We start from the raw sequence: 22,590 nt of genomic DNA on the forward strand, positions 1-22,590 counted from the left end.
TTCCATCTATTTTAGTACTATCACCACTCGGTCGGCAAATTCATCCCTGTCACTAGAAAAAAGACAATCATCGCTTCGATCACGATGATTGTCTCCTTGTTCTATCACGTCTGTCAATTACCAACCCCGACGTACCAGATGCTCTAATATGGCTCTAAGCTCACCATCGTGCTCAGGCGCTTCCTCCGTCTCGCCTTTCACTTCAATCGAGGTAATATCCAGCTTATACGTCTCGCCAGTTGTAGCTGGAGCGAAGATTAGCTCCCGCTCGTTCTCAAGCACGACATGGTAGCCAAGCTGCGCGAATGCGCGAATGAAGTCGGATATCTCAGGCTGTTTCTCATTAGGCAGCATGATCAAGGCTCGCAGCATTTTACTACTTGCACCACGGATCAGCTTAAAGTGAACGATGCATTCTTTCATGATTCAACAAGGTCCTCCTTGCGTTCTTACTTCAATACGGTATCTGTCCCACTCCCTTTCCCGAACGGACCGGGAAGCTTGTTGCCTACCTTCGCATGCAGCCAAGGCGTCAGGAAGCGATCCAATCCGAAGCGTCCGGCGTTCGTGCCTGCGACTATGACCAGCATGCCCAGCAGCATCAGCCATGGGTTCGAGCTAACCGTGCCCGCGAACATGAACATGAAGTTCATCATAAGGCCGAAGAATGTAGCAGTCAACGTCAGCGTTCCCAGTATAAGACCAAGACCTACCAGGAATTCTCCCCATGGAATCAGGAAGTTGATGAGCTTAACGTTCGGCAGTGCGAAATGCTCGATAAAAGCGTTGTACGTCGGATACATCTCCGTACCCGATCCGCCGTCCATCACCGGGTTCTCCACTACTCGGTTCAAATAACCGGCAGCGTCGAAGGCTTTTTCGCCTGTAATTTTATCCCAACCGGCTATAAGCCATTTATATCCCAATACCAGCCTGATTACGGTAATGATGCCGGCCATCCATACATTCTCTCTCCAAAATCTCATCATTTCCATCACTCCTTTACTTGATGTCTCAAGTATATTGGAGATGATTGGTTTTCGAAGTGACTATTGTCACTTTTCCCATTTCAGTTGTGTAAAAGCCGCCACAGTCGTCTATTCTGTCAATGCGTCCCTCGGTACCAGCAGCTTCACTTCCGTCCCTTCTCCTACAACCGAAGTTACCGTCAGCTTGCCGCCAACCGTCCGGGCTCTCTCTTCCATACTGAACATGCCGACGCCTGTCGGGTCTCCGTCGGTAAGAAAGCCGGCTCCGCGGTCTGCAATCGTCACGGCGATGTCATGCTCCCGTTGCTCAATCGTCACTTCTGCCTCCTGAACCCCCGCATACTTGGCAATGTTGGTGAGCGCCTCCTGGATGACACGATAGATCGCCGTCTCCTTCAAGGAGTCCAGCCGATTCCGCAAGCCGTTCGCGAATTGCACATCAATGCCGAAATGCTGGGAGTAATTGTCGATATACGTACGAATTGCAGGACCTACCCCCAGGTCATCCAGTACGGACGGTCTGAGCTCCCATGCCATTCCTCTGACATCTTCCATGACGCCGGATACCTCATCCCGAAGCTGCTTCAAGCCGTCCATTTCCTCATGCTCGCTAATAAGCCGATCGAGTCCGATCAGCAGAGAGAACAGGCTTTGGCCCACCCCGTCATGCAGCTCCCGGGAGATTCGCTTGCGCTCCTCCTCCTGCACCTGCATCACTTTCTCCATCATCACCTTTAACTCACTCTCTGCCCGCTTCCGATCCGTCACTTCCGTACGAATGGCCAAATATTGATAAGGCTTGCCCTGTTCGTCCAAAAACGGGACAATCGTGGTGCTTACCCAATAATAGCTACCGTCCTTCGCACGATTTTTGATCTCGCCTCTCCACACCTCGCCGTTAGATATGGTACGCCACAGGTCCTGGAAAAAACCCGGGCCATGATGGCCCGAATTAATGATTCTATGATCTTGCCCCAACAATTCGTGTCGACCATACTTCGATATCTCGCAAAACTTGTCATTGACATAGACGATGGCGCCTCTGGCGTCGGTAATGGCTACAATGGATGAGGCATCCAGAGCGAACTTAACATCCGACAACTGCGCAAGGGAATGCTTGGTGCTGGCCAGCAACGAGGTGTCTTGCAGTTGCTCTTCCAGCCGGCAGAGCAGCTCGCGCACTTCTACGCCGGCATTGCCGACCCATTTGTAATGCCCGTCTCTACTCAAATTGCAGCAATCCTTTCTTCATCGCAAATTTCACCAGATCAGGCCGCGATTTCAACCCCAACTTGTCCATCAAGTGGCTCTTATGCGTCTCCACCGTCTTGACGCTAATATACAGATTGGCGGCGATCTCTTTATTCGTATATCCTTTCGCCAGCCAGCCTAATATTTCCTTCTCTCTATCCGACAACGAGTCGTAGGGGCTTGCGCCGCTCCCCCCACCTTTAATTCGATCCATGTATTCGTTCATCAGTTTCTTGGTTGCGGTAGGATACAGATAAGCGTCGCCGCTTGCGACGCATTGAATAGCCGACACCAGTTCATCATGCGGCGCATTCTTCAATATATAACCCGAGGCTCCAATTCCGATCGCTCGGAACAAATATTCTTCATCGTCGTGCATCGTCAATATAAGCACAGCCGTATCCGGCGACAGCCGCTTGAGCTCCGAAGTGGCCGTCATGCCATCCTTGCCGTGCGGCATGCTGAGATCCATCAGGACGACGTCGGGCGACAGCTCCTTCGTCAAGGCGATTGCTTCGTCGCCTTCAGAAGCTTCCCCTACGACTTGAATGCCGTGCTTGCCATCGAGCAGCATAGTCAATCCGGACCTGACGACAGCATGGTCGTCGCATATTAACAGCTTGATCATGATTCCCCTCCTTTGCACTTAACCTATATTATACTTGCTTATGAGAGTAATCACAGCCATAATTTTACATTACCAACTCTTTTGCCAATTCTTCTCCCCATTGCTGGCCGATCCGGAGGAGCTCAGGTGTATACGCCACTCCGCTCCTGCGCCCAAGCAAGATGATCCAATTATATTGACTTCCCTGCTTCAGAGGAATGGCAGCGGCGACGGACAGCGATTCTGTAAGCATAACCGCCTCTCCAAGGTTGAAGCGCTCCGCATCGCCAAGCGCCTCCTTCGTCACCATCGGTCTTCCAGCACGCAATGCCATACCGGACAGCCCTTGTGTCGCTTTTTGCCTGATAGCTGACGTCCGCTCGTTGCGATGACCGCATAATTCCACCCAGTGCAGCTTGCGAGTCGAGGCATCCAGTCTCCCTACCGCCACCACGTCACTTTCCGTCTTATGCATAAGCCCTTGCAACCGATTGCGCATTTCTACACCGGACTCTTCCTGCCCATTCATAACCATGGCACTAACCCCTCCGTCATCTGACATTAACCGGAACGTCGCGATCTTCATATTGTAGTTTCTATTATAAAGTTTTATTTACCCCCTGTAAGTCAGGAGAATCCCCCTAAAATATTCAGGGAGTTCCCTGATTACGCCAACCGATCTCAGCAAGTATGATAAAGACAAAGGAATTTCCGAAAGGATGATGGCAGTGAGCATATACTTTGCAACCGATACAAAACCCCAAACGACAAATGAACACCTCTGGCATAACGGCGGTATTACAAACATCTTCACCGCGGAACAATGCGATCAATTGGCTTCCGTTATGCATATCAAGCGAATTCCCGCCAACAGCTACCTGTTCTGGGAAGGAGACGAATCTTCGGCCGTCTATTGGGTGCTGGAAGGCCGGATGAAGCTGCGCAAGTCGACCAGCGACGGCAGAGACTTGCTGCTGTCCATCGTCCAGTCCGGCGATCTGATCGCCGACATTGATGCCTGGGATACCTTCCACCGCTACAGCGCAGAAGCGATGGGCGAGGTGAAGGTGGGGGTCATCTCCAGATTGCAGTTGGAGATGCTGCTCTGCCGCAACGGCGAGTTCGCATACCGCTTCGCCATGTGGATGAGTCAAATCCAGCGGCAGACGGAATCCAAGCTGCGCGATCTGCTAATGGGCGGCAAGAATGGAGCGCTTGCTTCCACATTGATTCGGCTGTGCAACAGCTTCGGTATTCAGCAAGAGAATGGCATTCTCATTAATATCAAGCTAACCAACAATGAGCTGGCCGAGCTAGTGGGCACAACCAGGGAAGGCATTAACCGCATGCTCGCGAAGATGAAGCGCGATGGCATTGTGGAATGTATCGGAACAGGCATGCTTCGCATCGCAGACTTGCAGGAGCTTCGCCATATGGCCGGTTGCCCGGACTGTCCGATGTGCCCCGATCATATATGCCGCATATAAGAATAGCCGTTGCACGTAAATTTTCCATTTTATTGTCACATCCGCCCAGTAAATTATGCTAAAATTGTGATATTTCGCACAGAAGGGAAAAAGCTTCGGGCATATGATTAATTTGTAAGCTATTGAAAGATAAGGAGTGAGCGAGCATGGCTGTGAAAGAGAAGAAAGTGGCTGCCGGGCAAACTGCCGGCGAGATGATTGACCGATTGGTTGAACGCGCTCGAAAGGCGCAAGAACAGTTCATGTCCCTGTCCCAGGAGCAAGTGGATCATATTGTGCAGAAAATGGCGTTAGCCGGACTTGATAAGCATATGCAGCTCGCGAAGATGGCGGTAGAAGAAACCGGCCGCGGCGTATATGAGGACAAAATTACAAAAAACATATTCGCAACGGAATATATTTATCACAGCATTAAATACGATAAAACCGTTGGCATTATTGAATCCAATCCATACGAAAATTACCGGATGATCGCGGAGCCTGTAGGCGTTATTGCCGGGGTAACTCCCGTCACCAACCCTACATCCACAACTATGTTCAAAGCGCTGATTGCTGTCAAGACGCGCAACCCGATCATATTCGGCTTCCATCCGTCCGCACAGAACTGCAGCGCCGAAGCTGCGCGAGTGCTGCTGGATGCAGCAATAGAAGCGGGGGCTCCAGCGCATTGTATTCAATGGGTTGCACAGCCTTCCATGGAAGCGACGGGGTTGCTAATGAACCATAAGGGCGTAGCGCTCGTGCTTGCAACCGGCGGAGCTGCGATGGTCAAGGCGGCTTACAGCACAGGCAAGCCGGCACTAGGCGTAGGCCCCGGCAATGTGCCTTGCTTCATTGACAAGACAGCTAATCTGAAGCAAGCGGTGACAGACCTGATCTTGTCCAAGACCTTCGATAACGGAATGATCTGCGCATCTGAGCAGGCGGTTATTATTGAAGACCCCGTATACGATGCAGTGAAAAATATGATGAGCGCGCTCGGCTGTTACTTCTTGAACGAGCAAGAGACCGCAGCCGTATCCGGTCTGGTCATCAATTCTGAGAAATGCGCCGTTAACGGCGTGATCGTCGGACAATCCGCTGTTACGATTGCCAAGATGGCAGGCGTGAGCGTACCGGAGGATACGAAAATTCTCGTGGCGGAGCTTGGCGGCGTAGGCGACGACTATCCGCTATCCGCGGAGAAGCTTAGTCCGGTGCTGGCCTGCTATCGCGTCAAAAACGCCGAGCAGGGCATTCAGCGCTCCGCGGAAATCGTGCAGTATGGCGGCATGGGTCACTCTTCCGTTATCCACTCCAGCAATGAAGCGGTGATTGAAGCATTCGCGACACGCCTGCAGACGGGACGGGTCATCGTCAATTCCCCGTCGACGCATGGCGCGATCGGCGACATCTACAACACGAATCTGCCATCGCTTACGCTGGGCTGCGGCTCGTACGGCCACAACTCCACGACCAACAACGTCTCCGCCGTCAACCTGCTCAATATTAAGCGTGTGGCGGACCGTACTGTGAATATGCAGTGGTTCAAAATACCGCCAAAAATCTACTTTGAACGCGGCGCTACCCAATACCTGGCCAAAATGCCGGACATCAGCCGCGTGCTCATCGTTACCGACGAGATGATGGTCAAGCTGGGGTATGTAGAGAAGATCGAATATTACTTGCGCAAACGACAGCAACCGGTGCAAATTGAAATCTTCGAAGACATCGAGCCCGATCCCTCTGTCGAGACAGTAGCTCGCGGCACCGATGTGATGAATCGCTTCCAGCCGGACTGCATCATCGCACTGGGCGGCGGCTCGCCAATGGATGCAGCAAAGGCGATGTGGCTGTTCTATGAATACCCGGATACGAACTTCGAGGCTATCAAAATGAAGTTCCTGGACATTCGCAAGCGGATCTACAAATATCCTAGACTTGGCAACAAAGCGAAGTTCGTCGCTATACCGACAACGTCGGGTACGGGCTCGGAGGTAACCTCGTTCGCCGTTATTACCGACAAGAAGAACGGCAACACGAAATATCCGCTAGCGGATTACGAATTGACCCCTGATGTGGCAATCATCGATCCGGAATATGTGTACAGCATGCCGAAGACCATTGTCGCGGATACCGGGATGGACGTGCTGACGCATGCGATCGAATCATATGTATCTGTAATGGCTAACGATTATACGGACGGTCTGGCGATGAAGGCGATCCAGCTCGTATTCGAGAATCTGGAGAAATCGTTCGCGACAGGCGATGTGGTCGCCCGGGAGAAGATGCACAATGCGTCGACGATCGCCGGCATGGCCTTCGCCAATGCGTTCCTCGGCATCAACCACAGCTTGGCGCACAAGTTCGGGGCGGAATTCCACCTGGCACACGGCCGCACCAATGCGATCCTGATGCCGCACGTCATTCGTTACAATGCGCAGCGTCCGACGAAATTCCAATCGTTCCCGAAATACGACCACTTCAAAGCGGATGTTCGTTACGCCGAAATCGCACGTATGCTGGGATTGCCGGCTGGCTCCACAGCCGACGGCGTGAACAGTCTGATCGAGGCGGTGCGCAAGCTGAACCGCTCGCTCGGCATCCCGGAGAGCTTCCAGGAGGCCGGCGTGAACGAGAAAGAATTCCTCTCCAAGGTGGATTACTTGGCCGACCGGGCGTTCGAGGATCAATGCACGACAGCCAATCCGCGTCTGCCGCTCGTGACGGAGCTTGAAGAAGTATATCGGAAAGCATACTATGGTACGTTCGAGTAATAGAGCAAATAGAGCTGTAATATGCAGACAATTAATAGAAGGAGATGAGAGCCGCATGCTCTCTCTCCTATCATTCTTTAGGAGGTTACTAGTATGACTACCACCAAGCAGCAGATGAAGCGAGAAGACGCATGGCAAGGTTTTCAGGGCGGCAAGTGGGAGCAGCGCGTCAATGTCAGGGATTTCATCCTGGCGAACATGACTCCTTACGCAGGCGACGATTCCTTCCTGGCAGGTGCAACAGATGCGACGAGAAAGCTGTGGGACGACATTAGCGAGCTGACTCGCCAGGAACGCCAGCGTGGCGGGGTGTTGGATGTGGATGTGAATACACCATCTTCGATCGTGTCTCACAAGCCAGGATATATCGACAAAAATCTGGAGCAGATCGTAGGTGTTCAAACAGACGAGCCGTTCAAACGATCCATTCATCCATTAGGCGGCATTCGCATGGTGCAAGATGCTTGCGAGGCCTACGGCTTCGCGCTTCCAGATGAGATTGTAAAGCTCTTCACCGATATTCGCAAAACGCATAACCAAGGTGTGTTCGATGCATATACGCCTGACATGCGGCTGGCTCGAAAGGCCGGCATCATCACCGGCTTGCCTGATGCTTACGGCAGAGGCCGCATTATCGGCGACTATCGGCGGGTGGCGCTGTACGGCGTAGACAGACTTATCGAAGAGAAGAAGCAGGATCGGGCGCTGAGCGACCATTCGGACATGACGGAAGCGGTCATGCGTGAACGCGAAGAGCATAACGAGCAGCTCCGAGCGCTGCAGGAGCTGAAGGAGATGGCTCTCTCATACGGCTTCGACATCTCCAAGCCAGCAAGCAATGCCAAGGAAGCGGTGCAATGGCTATACTTCGCATACCTTGGTGCCATTAAAGAACAGAACGGCGCTGCAATGAGTCTTGGACGCGTCTCGACCTTCCTGGACATCTACATTGAACGCGACCTGCAGGATGGCATTCTGACAGAGCAGGATGCGCAAGAAATAATCGATCACTTCGTCATGAAGCTTCGCATTGTGAAATTTCTGCGGACGCCAGACTACAACGAGCTGTTCAGTGGCGATCCGACATGGGTAACGGAAGCGATCGGCGGCATTGCCGAAGACGGTCGGGCGATGGTCACGAAGTCGTCGTTCCGTCTTCTCCATACACTTTACAATCTGGGACCCGCTCCTGAGCCGAACTTAACCGTACTCTGGTCCGAGCAGCTACCGGAAGGCTTCAAGAAATTCTGTGCCAAAGTGTCGATTGAGACCAGTTCCATTCAGTATGAGAATGACGATCTGATGCGTCCGCATTTCGGAGACGATTACGGCATCGCCTGCTGTGTATCCGCCATGCGCATCGGCAAGCAAATGCAGTTCTTCGGGGCGCGCGCCAACTTGGCGAAAGCACTTCTGTACGCCATCAACGGCGGTGTCGATGAGAAGCTGAACTTGCAGGTGGTCTCCCCTGCGGAAGCGCCGATCACGGCTGAGCGGCTAGACTACGAGGAAGTGATGGCACGCTTCGACAAGGTGATGGATTGGCTGGCAGGACTATATATGAACACGCTGAACGTCATTCACTACATGCACGACAAATACTGCTACGAGCGGCTGGAATTCGCCCTGCACGATCGGGAGATTATACGCACGATGGCATGCGGTATTGCCGGCTTGTCCGTCGTTGCCGACAGCCTCAGCGCTATCAAGCATGCCAATGTCTATCCCGTACGCAATGAAGACGGCATCGCGATCGACTTCCGCATCGAAGGCGACTACCCGCAATACGGCAACAACGACGCCCGCGTCGACGACATTGCTGTCGGACTTGTCGAGGCGTTCATGAACAAGCTTCGTACGCATAAGCCGTATCGCGAAGCCATTCCGACGCAATCCGTGCTGACGATCACATCGAACGTCGTCTACGGCAAGAAGACGGGCTCGACGCCTGACGGGCGGAAAGCTGGCGAGCCATTCGCACCCGGCGCGAACCCGATGCACGGCCGCGACCGCAAGGGCGCGCTCGCTTCACTTGCCAGCGTAGCCAAGCTGCCTTATGAGGATTCGCTGGACGGCATCTCCAATACGTTCTCCATCGTAGGCAAGGCATTGGGCCGCGATGAGGACGGACAGGTCAGCAATTTGACCGCCATGCTGGACGGCTACATGGGCAACGGCGGCCACCATCTGAATGTGAACGTGTTCGATCGGGCCACGCTGCAAGAGGCGATGGAGCATCCAGAGAAGTATCCGCAGCTGACTGTACGCGTATCGGGCTATGCGGTCAACTTCATCAAGCTGACGAAGGAACAGCAGCTTGAAGTTATCAGCCGGACATTCCACGGTGAGATGTGATGAGCGAGGTCAGGGGCCGCATTCATTCCTTCGAAACCTTCGGCACAGTAGACGGTCCCGGTATTCGCTTCGTCTTATTCATGCAAGGATGCGCATTGCGCTGCCGCTTCTGCCATAATCCCGATACTTGGGATAAAGGCGACGGGCAAGAAATGTCCGTAGATGAAGTGCTGGCGGAGATTGAGCCTTATCTCCGCTATTATCGGGCATCCGGCGGCGGCTTGACCGTTACCGGCGGAGAACCAACGCTGCAGGCCGCATTCGTAGCGGAACTGTTCCGGGAAGCGAAGCGCCGATTCGGACTTCATACCGCACTGGACAGCTCCGGCTACTGCGAGCCGTCTGTCGCAGATGAGACGGGATTGCTTGAAGCGACGGACCTGGTGCTTCTGGATCTTAAACAAATAGACGAACAGAAGCACATTAGGCTCACTACCCAGTCTAATGAACGCATTTTACGCTTTGCCTCACATCTGTCAGATCGCGGCACGGCGATGTGGATCCGGCATGTGGTCATTCCCAGCGTCACGGATGATTACAGCGATCTGCAAGAGCTTGGACGCTATATCGCCAAGCTGAAGAGCGTGCAGAAGCTCGAACTTCTCCCATATCATCGGATGGGCGTATACAAGTGGCAGCAGCTCGGCTTGCCCTACATGCTCGACGGGGTTCCCGCTCCTACGGAACGTGAGATGGAGCGAGCGCGGGCAATTGTAGAGTTGGCTCAGCAGCTGGCGAAGCATGAATCATAATTCATTCAAGCAGAGAGACAACTAACTTTCAACCATTAACGTCTTGAGAAGGTTCGCTTTAGAGAAATAGCGAACCTTTTTTTCTTTTCTCCGATGACCACTCCGAGTAGTAGGAAGGGCGCAATAATCACTTCGGAAATTTTGAATCGCCATTTCGGTGATACGGCATTCCATGGATTTAGCTAGTGAGCCAGTGAGGAATCCTCTTTCGAGGTCTATCGAGATACACTACTGGCTCACTCGCTCGGGATTTCGTCACTCTAGTGTCGGCTGCATACACTGCTGGCTTGCTCGCTCGGGATTTCGTCACTCTAGTGTCGGCTGCATACACTGCTGGCTCGCTCGCTCGGGATTTCGTCACTCTAGTGTCGGCTGCATACACTGCTGGCTCGCTCGCTCGGGATTTCGTCACTCTAGTGTTGGGTGCATACACTGCTGGCTCGCTCGCTCGGGATTTCGTCACTCTAGTGTTGGCTGCATACACTGCTGGCTTACTCGCTCGGGATTTCGTCACTCTAGTGTTGGCTGCATACACTGCTGGCTTGCTCGCTCGGGATTTCGTCACTCTAGTGTCGGCTGCATACACTGCTGGCTCGCTCGCTCGGGATTTCGTCACTCTAGTGTTGGCTTCATACACTGCTGGCTCGCTCGCTCGGGATTTCGTCACTCTAGTGTTGGCTGCATACACTGCTGGCTCGCTCGCTCACGATTCATTCCAATAGCATTGTGTATTCTACTCGTTTGACGCGCTCTTACGGCTGCCATGGAGCTTATTGAGCTCAGAAAATGCGATATCGCATATTACTGCACGAATTAGGCTCCAAGGCAACCGTCCATTCCATCGCCTACAGCCAGCCATTCGTGTGCTTTCCTACCTCGAACCGAGGTTACATCGCTTACAGCTCACCACTCGCCCACTTTCTACTCTCCAACCGAGGTTACATCGCTTACAGCTCACCACTCGCCCACTTTCTACTCTCCAACCAAGGTTCCATCGCCTACAGCCAGCCATTCGTGTGCTTTCCTACCTCGAACCGAGGTTACATCGCCTACAGCCCACCATTCGCCCACTTTCTACTCTCCAACCAAGGTTACATCGCTTACAGCTCACCATTCGCCCACTTTCTACTCTCCAACCGAGGTTACATCGCCTACAGCCCACCATTCGCCTACTTTCCACTCTCCAACCGAGGTCACATCGCCTACTACTCGCCACGGAATCCCAGAATAAAAAAAGACGAGCCGATGATCGACTCGTCTTCCATTCTATATAAGCTGAACCATTCAATCACCCATGATATGGACATAAATAAAGATAGGCTGAGACTGAACGTGGCCACTAACTGGAAACACTATACAATCGCTTTTGCTATTTCGGTTTTTCCAGTTGGTCGTTCCCGTGACGTAACTGGTCAAGACGGCCATTCAATCGTTCATCCAATATCGCACTCAGTAGGTTAGCAGTCACTATCTGGCTTGCCCGCCGCTGCGGCTGTACGGAACGAAGAGCCACAACCGCAAGTTACTGTAGCGTTGGGGTTATCAATCGTGAACCCGCCGCCCATAGCAGATTCCTTCCAGTCAATGATCAAGCCGTAAAGATACTTTTTGCTGTTGGCATCCACAACGACCTTCATCCCGCCAGCTTCAATGGTCTCGTCACCTTCTTGGCTTTCATCATCAAATCCCATACTATAAGAAAAGCCGGTGCACCCGCCCTCTTTCACACCTACTCGCAGGAACAAATCAGGCGACGCCTCTTGCTCCAGCATTTCTTTAATCTTCTCGGAAGCTTCTTCACTGATGGTAATCATGTTCTATCCCTCCAATCATACTGTACGCCAATTAATCAGTTCACTTACTTAATGACAGTATACTGCACTTGCTCCGTCACCTCAAGCAATCTCGGTTATCGTCACCCAAATATCCGCAGCATCCATATATGGAAATGGAAATAAACCGGTTTGATATTGCCCGTTGTCGGGAATGAGGTTTATAATAGGTACAGCTTATGCAATGATACAGCTTGTTATTTTTTTCACAAGGAGGCTTTCTCTATGCATGTTATTATCCCGACAGATGAGAAGCGAATGCAGCAAATTGCCGAGAAAGTGCGCAATGGGCAGCGCTTGACGCTGGAAGAGGGCGTATTTTTATATGAATCCGATGATTTATTGACGATTGGCCAGTTGGCCAATGAAGTGAACCTGCGCAAGAATGGCAAGAAGGTCTATTTCATTGAGAATATGAGCCTCTACTTCACGAATGTATGCGAAGCGCATTGCGCCTTCTGCAACTTCCGGAAAGACGAGGGCGCCCCCGGCGCTTATACGCTCTCCGGTGAGGAAATGATTCAATACGTAGAGCAGCATATTCATCCAGGCGTACGTGAGTTCCATATTGTAGGCGGCCATAATCCTCATGTGCCGTTCCAATACTACGTGGATTCGCTGAAGGCGCTGAGAGATAAGTATCCTGATGTCACCTTGAAAGCATACACGGCAGCCGAGATCGACTTCTTCTCCCGTATAAGTGGTCTATCCTACAAGGAAGTGCTGGAGACGCTCATCGATGCCGGTCTGAAATCACTCACCGGCGGAGGGGCCGAGATTCTGTCTGATCATTACAGGAAGAAGATGCGCGTCGACAAGGCGGATGTATCCCAGTATCTGGACGTTCACCGAACGGCCCATCAATTGGGACTTCGCACACATACGACCATGCTCTACGGCTCCATCGAATCCAAGGAAGACCGCATCCGCCATCTGATGCAGATTCGCGAGCTGCAGGATGAGACGAACGGCTTCCTCGTGTTCATTCCGCTGTCGATGCAGCCGATCAATCCGAAAGCGGGCATCCGACGACGCAACTCTGCCTTCGAGGACTTGAAGACGATCGCGATAAGCAGGCTCATGCTGGACAACTTCCAGCACATTAAGGCTTACTTCATTAACATAGGCGTGCAGTTAACGCAGGTTGCGCTTACGATGGGGGCATCCGACGCTCACGGCACGATCGTGAAGGAGAAGATCAGCCATGCCGCAGGTGCGCTTACGCCGGAAGGCATTACGCGAGACGATCTTATCTGGTTAATTAAAGGGGCGGGCCGTGTTCCTGTCGAACGGGATACGTTCTATAATGAAATCAAAGTATACGAGTAAACCTGACTTTCTAAGCATAACCTAATGCAATGTAATACATCATCATGATACATGGAGCTGGGAACCGATGAGAAATGTAGTGATACTGGGTGGCGGTTACGGCGGAACCGCCATCGCGAACGAATTGTTGGAGAAAGGCATGCCGTATGACGTGTCCATCGTCTTGATTGACCGCATGCCATTTCAAGGATTGAAGACGGAGTATTACGCGCTCGCAGCGGGGACGGTATCTGATCTGGAGCTGCGTGTCAACTTCCCTATCGATCCAAGGATCAAGCTCATGTATGGGGAAGTGACCGACATCAATATGGAGACTCAGCTCATACATGTGGATGGCCACGATCCGCTCTCCTACGAATGGCTCGTCATCGGACTTGGCTGTACGGATAAATATCACGGAATCGAAGGCGCAGAGCAATACGCCAATAGCATTCAGACGTTCTCGGCCGCTCGCCACACTTACGCCAAGCTCAATGATGTCAAGCCATACGGCCAAGTGACGATCGTCGGTGGAGGGCTTAGCGGCGTCGAGGTAGCTTCCGAGCTGCGGGAGAGCCGGCCTGACTTGAATATTCGCATATTGGACCGAGGAGCGAAGGTCATGTCGGCCTTCCCCGGCAAGCTGCAGGACTTCGTAGCGGAATGGTTCATGGAGCATCACGTAGAGATGCGAGGCCACATCTCACTTCACAAGGTGGAGCCGGGCATGCTGCACGACTCGAATTCCGGAGAGGTCATCCATACGGACATTACGGTATGGACTGCGGGTATACAGCCTGTAGAGCTGGTGCAACGCATGAATCTTCCCAAGGACAATACTGGCCGACTGGTTATTAATGCTCATCACCAGCTACCGGATTACAATAATGTATACGTAGTAGGAGATTGCGCCGCATTGCCGCTGTCGCCAAGCGGACAGGCCGCAGGCGCGCAAGGCAAGCAGATAGCGGAAGTACTGTCTGCGATATGGCAGGGTAAGACGCCGCGACTTGGCAAGATCAAGCTGAAAGGCGTGCTGGGGTCGCTTGGCAAGAAGAGCGGCTTCGGCATTATGGGCACTACGCCTATTATGGGCAGGGTGCCCAGAATGATCAAGAGCGGCGTGTTATGGCGTTCCAAGCGACATCTAGGCTAGCAGACGGCGGCTTACAGATCGTCCAGCAGCTTGTCCAGCGCCTCTCGATCCGCCTTCTGCGCAACTAACGCCAGCTTGATCGCTTCGTCTAACTGTTGTATGTTATCCGCTGCCACGATCACGCCGTCTACGAGCGCGAACGGACGAAGATAGCATTCACCACAATTGCCCAGACAGCCATATTCGATCACTTCAACATCATCATCCAGCTCAAGCCGGTTCATGATTTCATCGGTTCCATGATGCATGTTGCTTGCACAGAATTCAACCATTGGTTTTAACATTGCTGTTCACCTTGCTTTATGATTTATAGACATCCATTTTCAATTGCACTGCTTTGTACTATAATAGGGGAGAAAGGAGTTGAATGCAATGAGTGAACAAGTTCGCGACACCATGTACGATGAAGTACTGGACGTATTGGATAAGCTTCGCCCGTTCCTGCAGCGCGACGGAGGCGACGTCGAGCTCGTAGACGTCGAGGACGGCATCGTGAAGCTTCGTCTGGTGGGCGCATGCGGCAGCTGCCCAAGCTCCACCATTACTCTGAAGGCCGGTATCGAGCGTGCATTGCTTGAAGAGGTTGAAGGGGTAGTCGAGGTAGAGCAAGTATTCTAATCCCCAACAAGCCAAGAGTCTTACCGACAAGGAGCGACAAGCTTCTCCGTTCGGTAAGACTCTTCTTCAATTGCGGGTGTCCCGCGTCGTTATGTCATATCTTTAATATTCGCCCGGATGGGATCGAAGCCTCCCGTCACATCGATGACATTGCCGGTCAGGAAGCTTGATTCGTACTGGCAGAGGAAGTGGATGACGCGGGAGACATCCTCGCCTGTACCGGGACGGCCAAGCGGCGACTCTGTATCCAGCTCCTGCTCCGCCTCACGGATTGACCTCTCCTTGTTCGCGCCGCGAATATCTCCCGGACCGATCAAGTTCACGGTTACGCCATGCGGCGCTTCCTCGACGGCGAGCGACTTCGTGAATGAGACCAGACCTGTCTTGGCGGCAGCGTAGACGGCGCGATGCGGCCACGATCTTGCTTCCCCGGCATGACCGAATCCGAAGTGTATGATGCGTCCCCAGCGCTGCTGTCTCATCCAGGGCAGCAGCCGATGGTCCAGCATCATGACGCTCAGCAGATTGCCGTTCATCAGCCGTATGATCGTCTCTTCGTCATATTCGGCGAACAGCTTGCGCTTGCGGACGAACGGCCCCGCATTATTCACCAGAATATCTACGCCCCCTGCCCAGTCTTCCGCTTGGTCGGCAAGCTTATGGGCACCTTCCAACGTCGCAATGTCCGCCTGAATGGCAATCGACTTTCGTCCCATCCCGATAATAAGGTCGCGAACCTCGCAGGCTTCCTTTTCGCTCTCCATATAATTGACGATGACATTGCATCCGTCTCCCGCCAGCTGCAGCGCCGTGCGCTTGCCAAGGCCTTTGGCGCTTCCCGTCACCAGCGCGGTTTTGCCAGTCAGCTTCATTCCTGATCACCTTCTCCCGGAATTGATTATTCGGCCTGCTTACGCATAAGCATACAAGCGTAATGGAAAGTCAGTCTTAGCGACTCCATGCTAAGGTGTAAGCAATCCGTTAAATCTTGCGATTGCTGATGAATATCCTCCAGCTGAATTTCTTGTCCATACATCCGGTGAAGCTGAATCAGATCGTCCTGCATTTCCGAATTCATATAATGAATTTCCGTATTTCTCCGTTTGCGAAGCCGCTTCATCGGTTCCTTGTAGCGCTCTTTCAGTTCGTTCAGCTTATATGTCAGCTCCGGATGCGCCTTGTTCTCACGCATGTTGCGAAGCACGGTGAAGTAAGAGAAGTGAGGCTTGATCCTCTCCGTCCGCATATCCAGCAGATCGTTCAGAAGGGTACCCAATTTGTCGAGTAGAGAGAAGACACGGATAAATCCGTTTTTGTCAAAATAAACGTAGCGGTCGTAATTCAGCTTCTCCCCATCCGACATATCCTCCACTGAGTTCGATGTCACATAGCGCTTGAAGCCGGTCGCGGCATAATGGCTCTGTTCCAGCTCTTCCAGCGATGCGCGAAGACCAAGCGTCCAGATCTTATACTTCCTCAGCTTATGATCGGAGTCCTTCCCCGCAGTGATCAGCTCTGCCATATACTCCGCGAACTGCTCCATCAATCTGTACGTGTCGCCTAATCCGCCTTCCGGTTCCCTGTCCGGTTCATTGAACATGTAGTAAAGCATGAGCGTGGTCTGCCCCCTCTAGTCTCTAGTACACATGCCGGACTGTAGCCGATCCCGCTACTTACGCGGCCTTAACCGCCATGAACGGATAAGGATATCCAGCAGAAGCCCGAACAGGCCGACAATAATCAAGTTATGAACGAGGCTTGTAAAAATGAATGTGTTAGGGTCGTCGATAGTCGCTGTAAGGATCGCTCCGCTGAATATCTGTGCCAGCACGAGCAGAACAACCCACCATGAACTCTCTGTCAGGCCTTCGCCCGAGCTAACCTTCCGTATATGCAAGTACAGGCCAAGCAGCATAAGGCCAAGAATAAGTGCGGCAACGCGGTGTACGAAAGCGATTCCCGTCGCTCCAGTCAGCTCAGGAACGATCTCACCGTTGCATAACGGCCAGCCAGCACAGCCGTGCGCCGATTCCGTATGTCGAATGAACGCTCCCAAATAAATAACGACGTAGCAATATACGGCCGCGGCAAGGGTGAACGGCATAACGGATCTCGGCACGGACGATTCCTGAGGAATTCCATTGCGTGTCCTGAACGTCCAGATGACGAGAAGAAGCGTCGCGGCAAAGGCGATAATGGAAATGCCGAAATGCAACGCCATAATGGGCGGAGATTGCGGCCACATGACAGCGGCGGCGCCCATCAATGCTTGAACGATCGTGAACAGCAGAGCAAAGCCGGCATAATACATCGGTTCCCTGTACACGCTGCGATCACGTCTGAACTTGCGGAACATCGCTACAGCTACCCCCAACACAAGAAATCCTTCCAGCGCGCTGACGACGCGGTGGGAATATTCAATCAAGGATTCCAATGTATAGGCAGGTATGAACTTCCCGTGACATAGCGGCCAATCGTCGCCGCAGCCTCGTCCTGAATCTGTATTCGTAACTAGCGCCCCGGCAAGAAGTACAAGAAGCATTCCGATACACGCTGCGATTGCAAACGCGCGAAAACGGCCGGATACCATATGTTATCACCTTATTCCCTTGAATTATGACAGTTTCAATTATAGCGATAACAAGCAGTAAAAGCCATGTTGAAAATGTGAACCTTCGCACATAAGCAGGATATCGGACCGGTTGTTCACAATATGTCCAATCCAACCAAAAACAAGACACGGCAAGGTCCGCATGAAACTGCGTGCGGAAATCGCCGCTTCGCACTTCTGCGGACCCCCTTATTCTGTGTGAACTTCCGTGGGCCATAACACGAAAGAAGCTACTGCCGTCTTGTCATCTACAAGTCGCGCTGAATCGTCAGCATCTTAAAGTCCTCATACAACGTCTCCCATTCGATGGTTGCACCAAGCGTCTCGACCAAAACGCGAGCAGGCACATAAGCGGTGGAATCAATAGATGTTACCGGGAACGGCCATTGCGCCGCATCACCGTTAATCGTCACTTGATCGCTACCGATCGCCATCACGATCGTCGTGTCCGTCGCCTCGTCGTACAGTTCAATGCTACGTGTCTCCGGATCGTAAGCGATCTCCGCGCCGAACGTATCCGCCACATCCCGAAGCGGCACGATGGTAATATATCCCGGCACGATAATCGGAGGATTATAATAGTCATCGTTGTAAGCCGTATACGTCTGGCGGGTCATGTGCAGCTTGTTCTTCAGCAGATCGTACAGGAAGGAGTCTTCCTCGAACATCTTGATCGCTTCATAGCCATGCATGGCGTCCAGCTCTTCCACGTTAACCGTATCTTCAGTCACAACGGGCTTGTCCGCTGCGACAGAACCGTTCACATTCCATTGCTCCATCGCGGATACCAGCGTTATACTCTTGAATGGCAGCATCTCTTCCTCCATCTGCTCGTCATTCAACTCGTAGCTTAGCTGGAAGCCCGACTTGCGAATGTTCAGCTTGCCGTCCACATACATATCCAGTTGCATGTTCAAAGCATCGCTAACCATGAGCTCGAAGGAATCATCCTCTTCTGTCAATTGCATCTCTTCCTGCAGCGACTCCAGCATCTCCATGATCCCATCCGCTGCATCGGCAACCTCTTCATCTACGGTCGGAGCATCCAGAACTCCCTTCTCGGGCTGCAGCATTTCATTATATAGCGGCCACAGCTCAGCATTGTCATTCAATAACTCGACGACGCCCTTCATCATCGCCTCTAATCCTTCACGATCTGAATAGAGCGCTTCTACATATCCTTTCACCCATTCCCACAGCTCCGGCCCGTTCATGTCCATCTGAACATGCATTAGCGACGTGCCTACACCGTTCACCTGCTGATATACAGGCGTGACCTTCAAATTGCTCGGATTAGGAAGATTGTCGATCGCGTAATTGCCCACAATATCGATCATCTCCATCATAACGGGAGTGAGCGCCTCAACATCGATCGACTCTATCTCTTCTTCGTCCTCATACATCTCTTCATCTTCATAGAGCCACTCCTCATCCATTAGCTGCATCGCCGCGAGATCAACGACGAATGGCTGCTTGGCTCCTTCCAGATCCGCTACCAGCTTCTCGGGAGACAACTGAATCCTGAAGGACATGCCCGTATCATCTCCGAATGACACGCGTCCTTCCATGGACATATTCTCCGCATCTTGCACCTTCACTTCACTGAGCTCAAGCTTCACATGAGACAGCATTCGAATGAACGCAAGCTCGTCTTCCGGCATTTCCTCCAGCATCTCTTCGTTAAGTTCAAGCTTAAGCTCCAACGTCTGCTTGCTTTCGCCCGATTGCACTTTAAGCGCATTTTTCAATACCTGGTTGAAGTTAACCCCGCCGACGGATTGACACCCCGCCACAAATACAAGCGACATAGCCAGCAGCAACAGCATGAGCCTGCCGCGCCAAGATTTCTTTCTCATTTCAAGCATACGCTCCTTTATTATGTATATGAGTCTATGAACCTATGACACTTCTCCATTGTACTAGAGATCAGAATCGTTTGTAAATCTATGGGAGAGAGGATGGACAAGATAAAGCCCCCGTCTCCACTAAAGGATCAGGGGGCAATCCGTTATTGTTCTATTATGACTCAATAATAATTTGATTGCGCGTGACGTTCACAGGATTAGCAATCGTATCGCCTACCGGACAAGTCTGCTCGATAAAGTCCACGAACTTCTCTACTTGCTCCCTCGCGGCATCCGTCTGAATAACGATATTGTAACGAATATCGGAGTAACCGCGTCTTACATCGGATTTGTTCATGAAGCCGTCTGTATCCAGATCGCCTTCCAGCTCTACACGAAAGCCATTCAACTGGATATCGAACTTCTGTGCATAGACCTTGGCCACGATGGCTTGGCATGCGCCTAGGGCGCACAGCACCATCTCTACCGGATTCATGCCGGTGTCCGTGCCTCCCAGCGATTTGGGCTCGTCCAGCGTAACCTGGAATCCTCTGGAGCCCGCTTTCACCACGAGTCCTTGTTGCAGTTCTGCTGTTGCTTTAAACGTTTCTACAGCCATGATGCTTTCCTCCCAAAATGCAATATTAAGTGATTATGATTCTAGCATAACATGTCTATTACTGATATAGTGTGATTTTTTTTACACGGTCGTAATTCTGTCATAATGAAGCGCCTATACTGCTCGCTGCCGATAAACCAGCTTCATCAGCATATTGAATGGCTTGCGCAGCGCGGCTGGAAAGGCGTTCACATCTTCTGGCCGGACGACACGTAGCAAGATCAGCAAGATCACATAGAGCCCTCCGATCACTAACGCTGCAGAAGCTGCGGCAAGGAAGTAAGAGACTTTGGCGTGCAGGCCGTCAGTAAGCGATAATACGCCGAACTCCGCTCCCCATCCCGCCAGCGCAGCGATGGCGACTGCTCCAAGGTAGGGCAGCCAGCGTTTGCCTAGCACAGTAAGCTTTGCTTCCTTCTTGTTCAACCAGCGAAGATTCAGCAGCGTCACGACGACAAAGCAGATGATCGATGCAACGACGAAGCCGTATACGCCCATCAGGGGCGCAAGCGCGATGCTGATGACAGCCTTCAGTATGAGCCCGATAAGGGTATGAGTCATCGATATTTTTTGCTTGCCCATGCCGTACAAGATAGAGTTGGACGTCATCATTGTAATTTGTACAATGGTGCTTGCCGAGAGAGCTGCAACTACATCGCTTCCGCTGGGCGATTCGAACAGCAAGCCCGTTATGGAATAAGATGCAATTGACAAGAGGAGAGCGAATGGCACGCCTGTAAAGCACACGATGCGAATCACATTGGAGGCCTGTCGCTCTACTTCCTTCATATTCTTCACTTTATAAGCGGCGGCAACGATCGGCACGATCGACGAGCCAAGTGCAATGGCCAGTATGGGCGGAATTCCCGCCAGCGACTGCGCCTTCAATGTGAGATCTTCCAATACCACGACAGCTGCATCCTTCAAGTAATATCCATCGGTCAGCCGGTTGAAGAATACCAGATCGAATAAGTAGATGACGTTAATCGCCATGGATGTGACAATAGCGGGCAAGGACATCGAGAACACTTCACGGTAGATGGCGGAGTACTTCATCTTGGCGCCGCCGCTGCCGCTCGTCCTTGATTGAATCGGCATGAACGGAGACGATGAATCCATAGGCAATCTGCCGGCATCCATAGCATCCATTCTCTTCAGCTTGCGGGCGAAGTGAAGCATCACGCCGAAAGCGGCGATGCTTCCGAAGACGCTTCCGAAGGTGACAGCGGCCGCGCCCCAATCGTCGCCCCAGCCAAGCTGGAGCACCAGGTAGCCCAGCGCCAGGCCGAGCAGCACGCGCACGAATTGTTCCATGATCTGCGACATGCCGCCAGCCGACATCATCCGTCTTCCCTGAAAGTAGCCCCGCATCATCGCGATAATCGGGAATAGAATGAGCGCTGGAGCAATCGCCCTGATAGCCAGAACGGCTTCCGGGTTTTTGGCTACTTCATTCGCGATGAAAGGAGCCAAAGTAAACAAAGCTGTTGCCAATATCAGTCCGGAAACCGCTCCGAAAACTAGTGCGGCGTGATATATCCGCCGTGCTTCCTCCACCTTGCCAAGCGTGTAGCGCTCCGACACCATCTTGCTGATCGCGCTCGGGAAGCCGGCTGTGGCGACAAGCAGAAGGACGAGATAGATTTGATTGGCAAGACCGAAGGCAATATTGCCTTCTTCGCCAAGCATATAATCCAGCGGTATACGCTGGAACAAGCCTAGAAATCTGGCTACCAGAGCTGCAGCCGCCAAAATAAGCGTACCTTTAATTAATGAATCTTTCTTCAACATGGACATAGTCGATCATCATTACTCCTCTAAAGCCTAGAATATAAGCCACAGGACGAACAGCACGATCATGGCCAGCTGCAGCAGGAATTTCACCACTACGCTTGTGAATAAGCCGACGACCGAACCAATGCCGACCTTGATCGATTTCTCAATGTTCGCGCCTGCAGTCATCTCGCCGATTACCGCACCCGCGAACGGTCCGATAAGAAGTCCGAACGCCGGGATGACGAATGGTCCCAATATGAGTCCGATCGTACTGCCGATGATAGATGCCTTGGAGCCTCCGAATCGCTTCACTCCCCAAGCGCTCACCGCATAATCCGCGATGAACAGCACGACGACGATTAACGTCTGCACCGTCCAGAATATCCAGCCGAACTCGCTGAAGCTGAAAAACCAGCCGTAAACAAAAAACGCCGCATAAATGGCAAGCGCGCCCGGCAATATGGGGTATATCGCCCCGGCCATCCCTACGACGAACAACAATATGACTAGCAACCATCCCAAAATATCCATTGACAGCTCACCTTTCGCATATACACAAATAATCTAGCAGCAGCCGACCATTAACCCTGCAACTGCATTCTCTTCAATACGATGAACCGTGGCTGTCG

Annotated in this window: 22 protein-coding genes; 8 read left to right on the forward strand and 14 right to left on the reverse strand. The window is 52.2% G+C overall.

Annotated features, from left to right (window positions below; translation table 11 throughout):
* Positions 1–117: 117 nt before the first annotated feature.
* The 5 genes from ACFQ2I_RS13310 to ACFQ2I_RS13330 form a co-directional block, all read right to left on the reverse strand.
* On the reverse strand, positions 118–423 hold the full coding sequence (locus ACFQ2I_RS13310) for a hypothetical protein (protein ID WP_377564835.1): 306 nt from the start codon (positions 421–423) through the stop codon (positions 118–120).
* 26 nt (positions 424–449) lie between these two features.
* Positions 450–989: a DoxX family membrane protein gene (locus tag ACFQ2I_RS13315; RefSeq protein WP_377564836.1), complete on the reverse strand. Its 540-nt coding sequence runs from the start codon at positions 987–989 to the stop codon at positions 450–452.
* A gap of 108 nt (positions 990–1,097) precedes the next feature.
* The gene (locus tag ACFQ2I_RS13320) at positions 1,098–2,219 is read right to left on the reverse strand and encodes a PAS domain-containing sensor histidine kinase (protein WP_377564837.1); all 1,122 of its coding nucleotides are present in this window, start codon (positions 2,217–2,219) and stop codon (positions 1,098–1,100) included.
* Positions 2,212–2,868, reverse strand: a complete 657-nt coding sequence (locus ACFQ2I_RS13325) for a response regulator transcription factor (protein WP_377564839.1) — start codon at positions 2,866–2,868, stop codon at positions 2,212–2,214. Before ACFQ2I_RS13325 ends, ACFQ2I_RS13320 begins: the two co-directional genes overlap by 8 nt.
* A 64-nt stretch (positions 2,869–2,932) precedes the next feature.
* Entirely contained in the window at positions 2,933–3,382 is a 450-nt protein-coding gene (locus tag ACFQ2I_RS13330; protein WP_377564841.1) for a GAF domain-containing protein, read from the reverse strand.
* A gap of 193 nt (positions 3,383–3,575) precedes the next feature.
* Here ACFQ2I_RS13330 and ACFQ2I_RS13335 point away from each other — a divergent pair, with 193 nt between their 5' ends.
* The 5 genes from ACFQ2I_RS13335 (at position 3,576) to ACFQ2I_RS13355 (ending at position 10,919) form a co-directional block, all read left to right on the forward strand.
* On the forward strand, positions 3,576–4,334 hold the full coding sequence (locus ACFQ2I_RS13335; protein ID WP_377564843.1) for a Crp/Fnr family transcriptional regulator: 759 nt from the start codon (positions 3,576–3,578) through the stop codon (positions 4,332–4,334).
* Between the two features lie 146 nt (positions 4,335–4,480).
* Complete coding sequence (gene adhE / locus ACFQ2I_RS13340; RefSeq protein WP_377564845.1) at positions 4,481–7,090, forward strand: bifunctional acetaldehyde-CoA/alcohol dehydrogenase; 2,610 nt, start codon at positions 4,481–4,483, stop codon at positions 7,088–7,090.
* A 93-nt stretch (positions 7,091–7,183) separates the two neighbouring features.
* On the forward strand, positions 7,184–9,445 hold the full coding sequence (pflB, locus tag ACFQ2I_RS13345; protein ID WP_377564847.1) for a formate C-acetyltransferase: 2,262 nt from the start codon (positions 7,184–7,186) through the stop codon (positions 9,443–9,445).
* A complete protein-coding gene (gene pflA, locus ACFQ2I_RS13350; RefSeq protein ID WP_377564848.1) occupies positions 9,445–10,197 on the forward strand; it encodes a pyruvate formate-lyase-activating protein in 753 nt (250 codons plus the stop codon). The genes pflB and pflA overlap by 1 nt, the downstream gene beginning before the upstream one ends.
* Positions 10,198–10,460: 263 nt before the next feature.
* Positions 10,461–10,919 carry a hypothetical protein gene (locus ACFQ2I_RS13355; protein WP_377564850.1) on the forward strand — a complete coding sequence of 153 codons (459 nt, stop codon included), beginning with the start codon at positions 10,461–10,463 and terminating at the stop codon, positions 10,917–10,919.
* 735 nt (positions 10,920–11,654) lie between these two features.
* On the opposite strand, the gene ACFQ2I_RS13360 is transcribed toward ACFQ2I_RS13355, so the two are convergent.
* Positions 11,655–12,011 carry a HesB/IscA family protein gene (locus ACFQ2I_RS13360; protein ID WP_377564851.1) on the reverse strand — a complete coding sequence of 119 codons (357 nt, stop codon included), beginning with the start codon at positions 12,009–12,011 and terminating at the stop codon, positions 11,655–11,657.
* A 243-nt stretch (positions 12,012–12,254) separates the two neighbouring features.
* Here ACFQ2I_RS13360 and mqnE point away from each other — a divergent pair, with 243 nt between their 5' ends.
* Both mqnE and ACFQ2I_RS13370 read left to right on the forward strand, forming a co-directional pair.
* The gene (gene mqnE / locus ACFQ2I_RS13365) at positions 12,255–13,358 is read left to right on the forward strand and encodes an aminofutalosine synthase MqnE (protein ID WP_377564853.1); all 1,104 of its coding nucleotides are present in this window, start codon (positions 12,255–12,257) and stop codon (positions 13,356–13,358) included.
* A 67-nt stretch (positions 13,359–13,425) separates the two neighbouring features.
* On the forward strand, positions 13,426–14,493 hold the full coding sequence (locus tag ACFQ2I_RS13370; protein WP_377564855.1) for an NAD(P)/FAD-dependent oxidoreductase: 1,068 nt from the start codon (positions 13,426–13,428) through the stop codon (positions 14,491–14,493).
* An 11-nt stretch (positions 14,494–14,504) separates the two neighbouring features.
* On the opposite strand, the gene ACFQ2I_RS13375 is transcribed toward ACFQ2I_RS13370, so the two are convergent.
* Positions 14,505–14,777 carry a YuzB family protein gene (locus ACFQ2I_RS13375; protein ID WP_377564856.1) on the reverse strand — a complete coding sequence of 91 codons (273 nt, stop codon included), beginning with the start codon at positions 14,775–14,777 and terminating at the stop codon, positions 14,505–14,507.
* 88 nt (positions 14,778–14,865) lie between these two features.
* Between ACFQ2I_RS13375 and ACFQ2I_RS13380 the strand changes: the two genes are divergently transcribed.
* Positions 14,866–15,111, forward strand: a complete 246-nt coding sequence (locus tag ACFQ2I_RS13380) for a NifU family protein (RefSeq protein ID WP_377564857.1) — start codon at positions 14,866–14,868, stop codon at positions 15,109–15,111.
* 89 nt (positions 15,112–15,200) lie between these two features.
* Here ACFQ2I_RS13380 and ACFQ2I_RS13385 read toward each other — a convergent pair whose 3' ends face one another.
* From ACFQ2I_RS13385 to ACFQ2I_RS13415, 7 genes are all read right to left on the reverse strand, one after another.
* Complete coding sequence (locus tag ACFQ2I_RS13385) at positions 15,201–15,983, reverse strand: SDR family oxidoreductase (protein ID WP_377564858.1); 783 nt, start codon at positions 15,981–15,983, stop codon at positions 15,201–15,203.
* Positions 15,984–16,009: 26 nt separating this feature from the next.
* The gene (locus ACFQ2I_RS13390; protein ID WP_377564859.1) at positions 16,010–16,723 is read right to left on the reverse strand and encodes a Cthe_2314 family HEPN domain-containing protein; all 714 of its coding nucleotides are present in this window, start codon (positions 16,721–16,723) and stop codon (positions 16,010–16,012) included.
* Between the two features lie 57 nt (positions 16,724–16,780).
* On the reverse strand, positions 16,781–17,701 hold the full coding sequence (locus tag ACFQ2I_RS13395) for a COX15/CtaA family protein (RefSeq protein WP_377564861.1): 921 nt from the start codon (positions 17,699–17,701) through the stop codon (positions 16,781–16,783).
* Positions 17,702–17,970: 269 nt separating this feature from the next.
* Positions 17,971–19,578, reverse strand: coding sequence for a copper amine oxidase N-terminal domain-containing protein (locus ACFQ2I_RS13400; RefSeq protein WP_377564863.1), 1,608 nt, complete (start codon positions 19,576–19,578; stop codon positions 17,971–17,973).
* A 163-nt stretch (positions 19,579–19,741) separates the two neighbouring features.
* On the reverse strand, positions 19,742–20,185 hold the full coding sequence (locus tag ACFQ2I_RS13405) for an OsmC family protein (RefSeq protein ID WP_377564865.1): 444 nt from the start codon (positions 20,183–20,185) through the stop codon (positions 19,742–19,744).
* A gap of 114 nt (positions 20,186–20,299) precedes the next feature.
* Positions 20,300–21,982 (reverse strand): putative polysaccharide biosynthesis protein, encoded by a 1,683-nt coding sequence (locus ACFQ2I_RS13410; protein WP_377564867.1) that lies wholly within the window; start codon positions 21,980–21,982, stop codon positions 20,300–20,302.
* Between the two features lie 27 nt (positions 21,983–22,009).
* Positions 22,010–22,492, reverse strand: coding sequence for a DUF456 domain-containing protein (locus tag ACFQ2I_RS13415; RefSeq protein ID WP_377564869.1), 483 nt, complete (start codon positions 22,490–22,492; stop codon positions 22,010–22,012).
* Positions 22,493–22,590: the final 98 nt, after the last annotated feature.

The organism is Paenibacillus chungangensis, assembly GCF_042675905.1.
GTDB classification, from domain to species: domain Bacteria; phylum Bacillota; class Bacilli; order Paenibacillales; family Paenibacillaceae; genus Pristimantibacillus; species Pristimantibacillus chungangensis.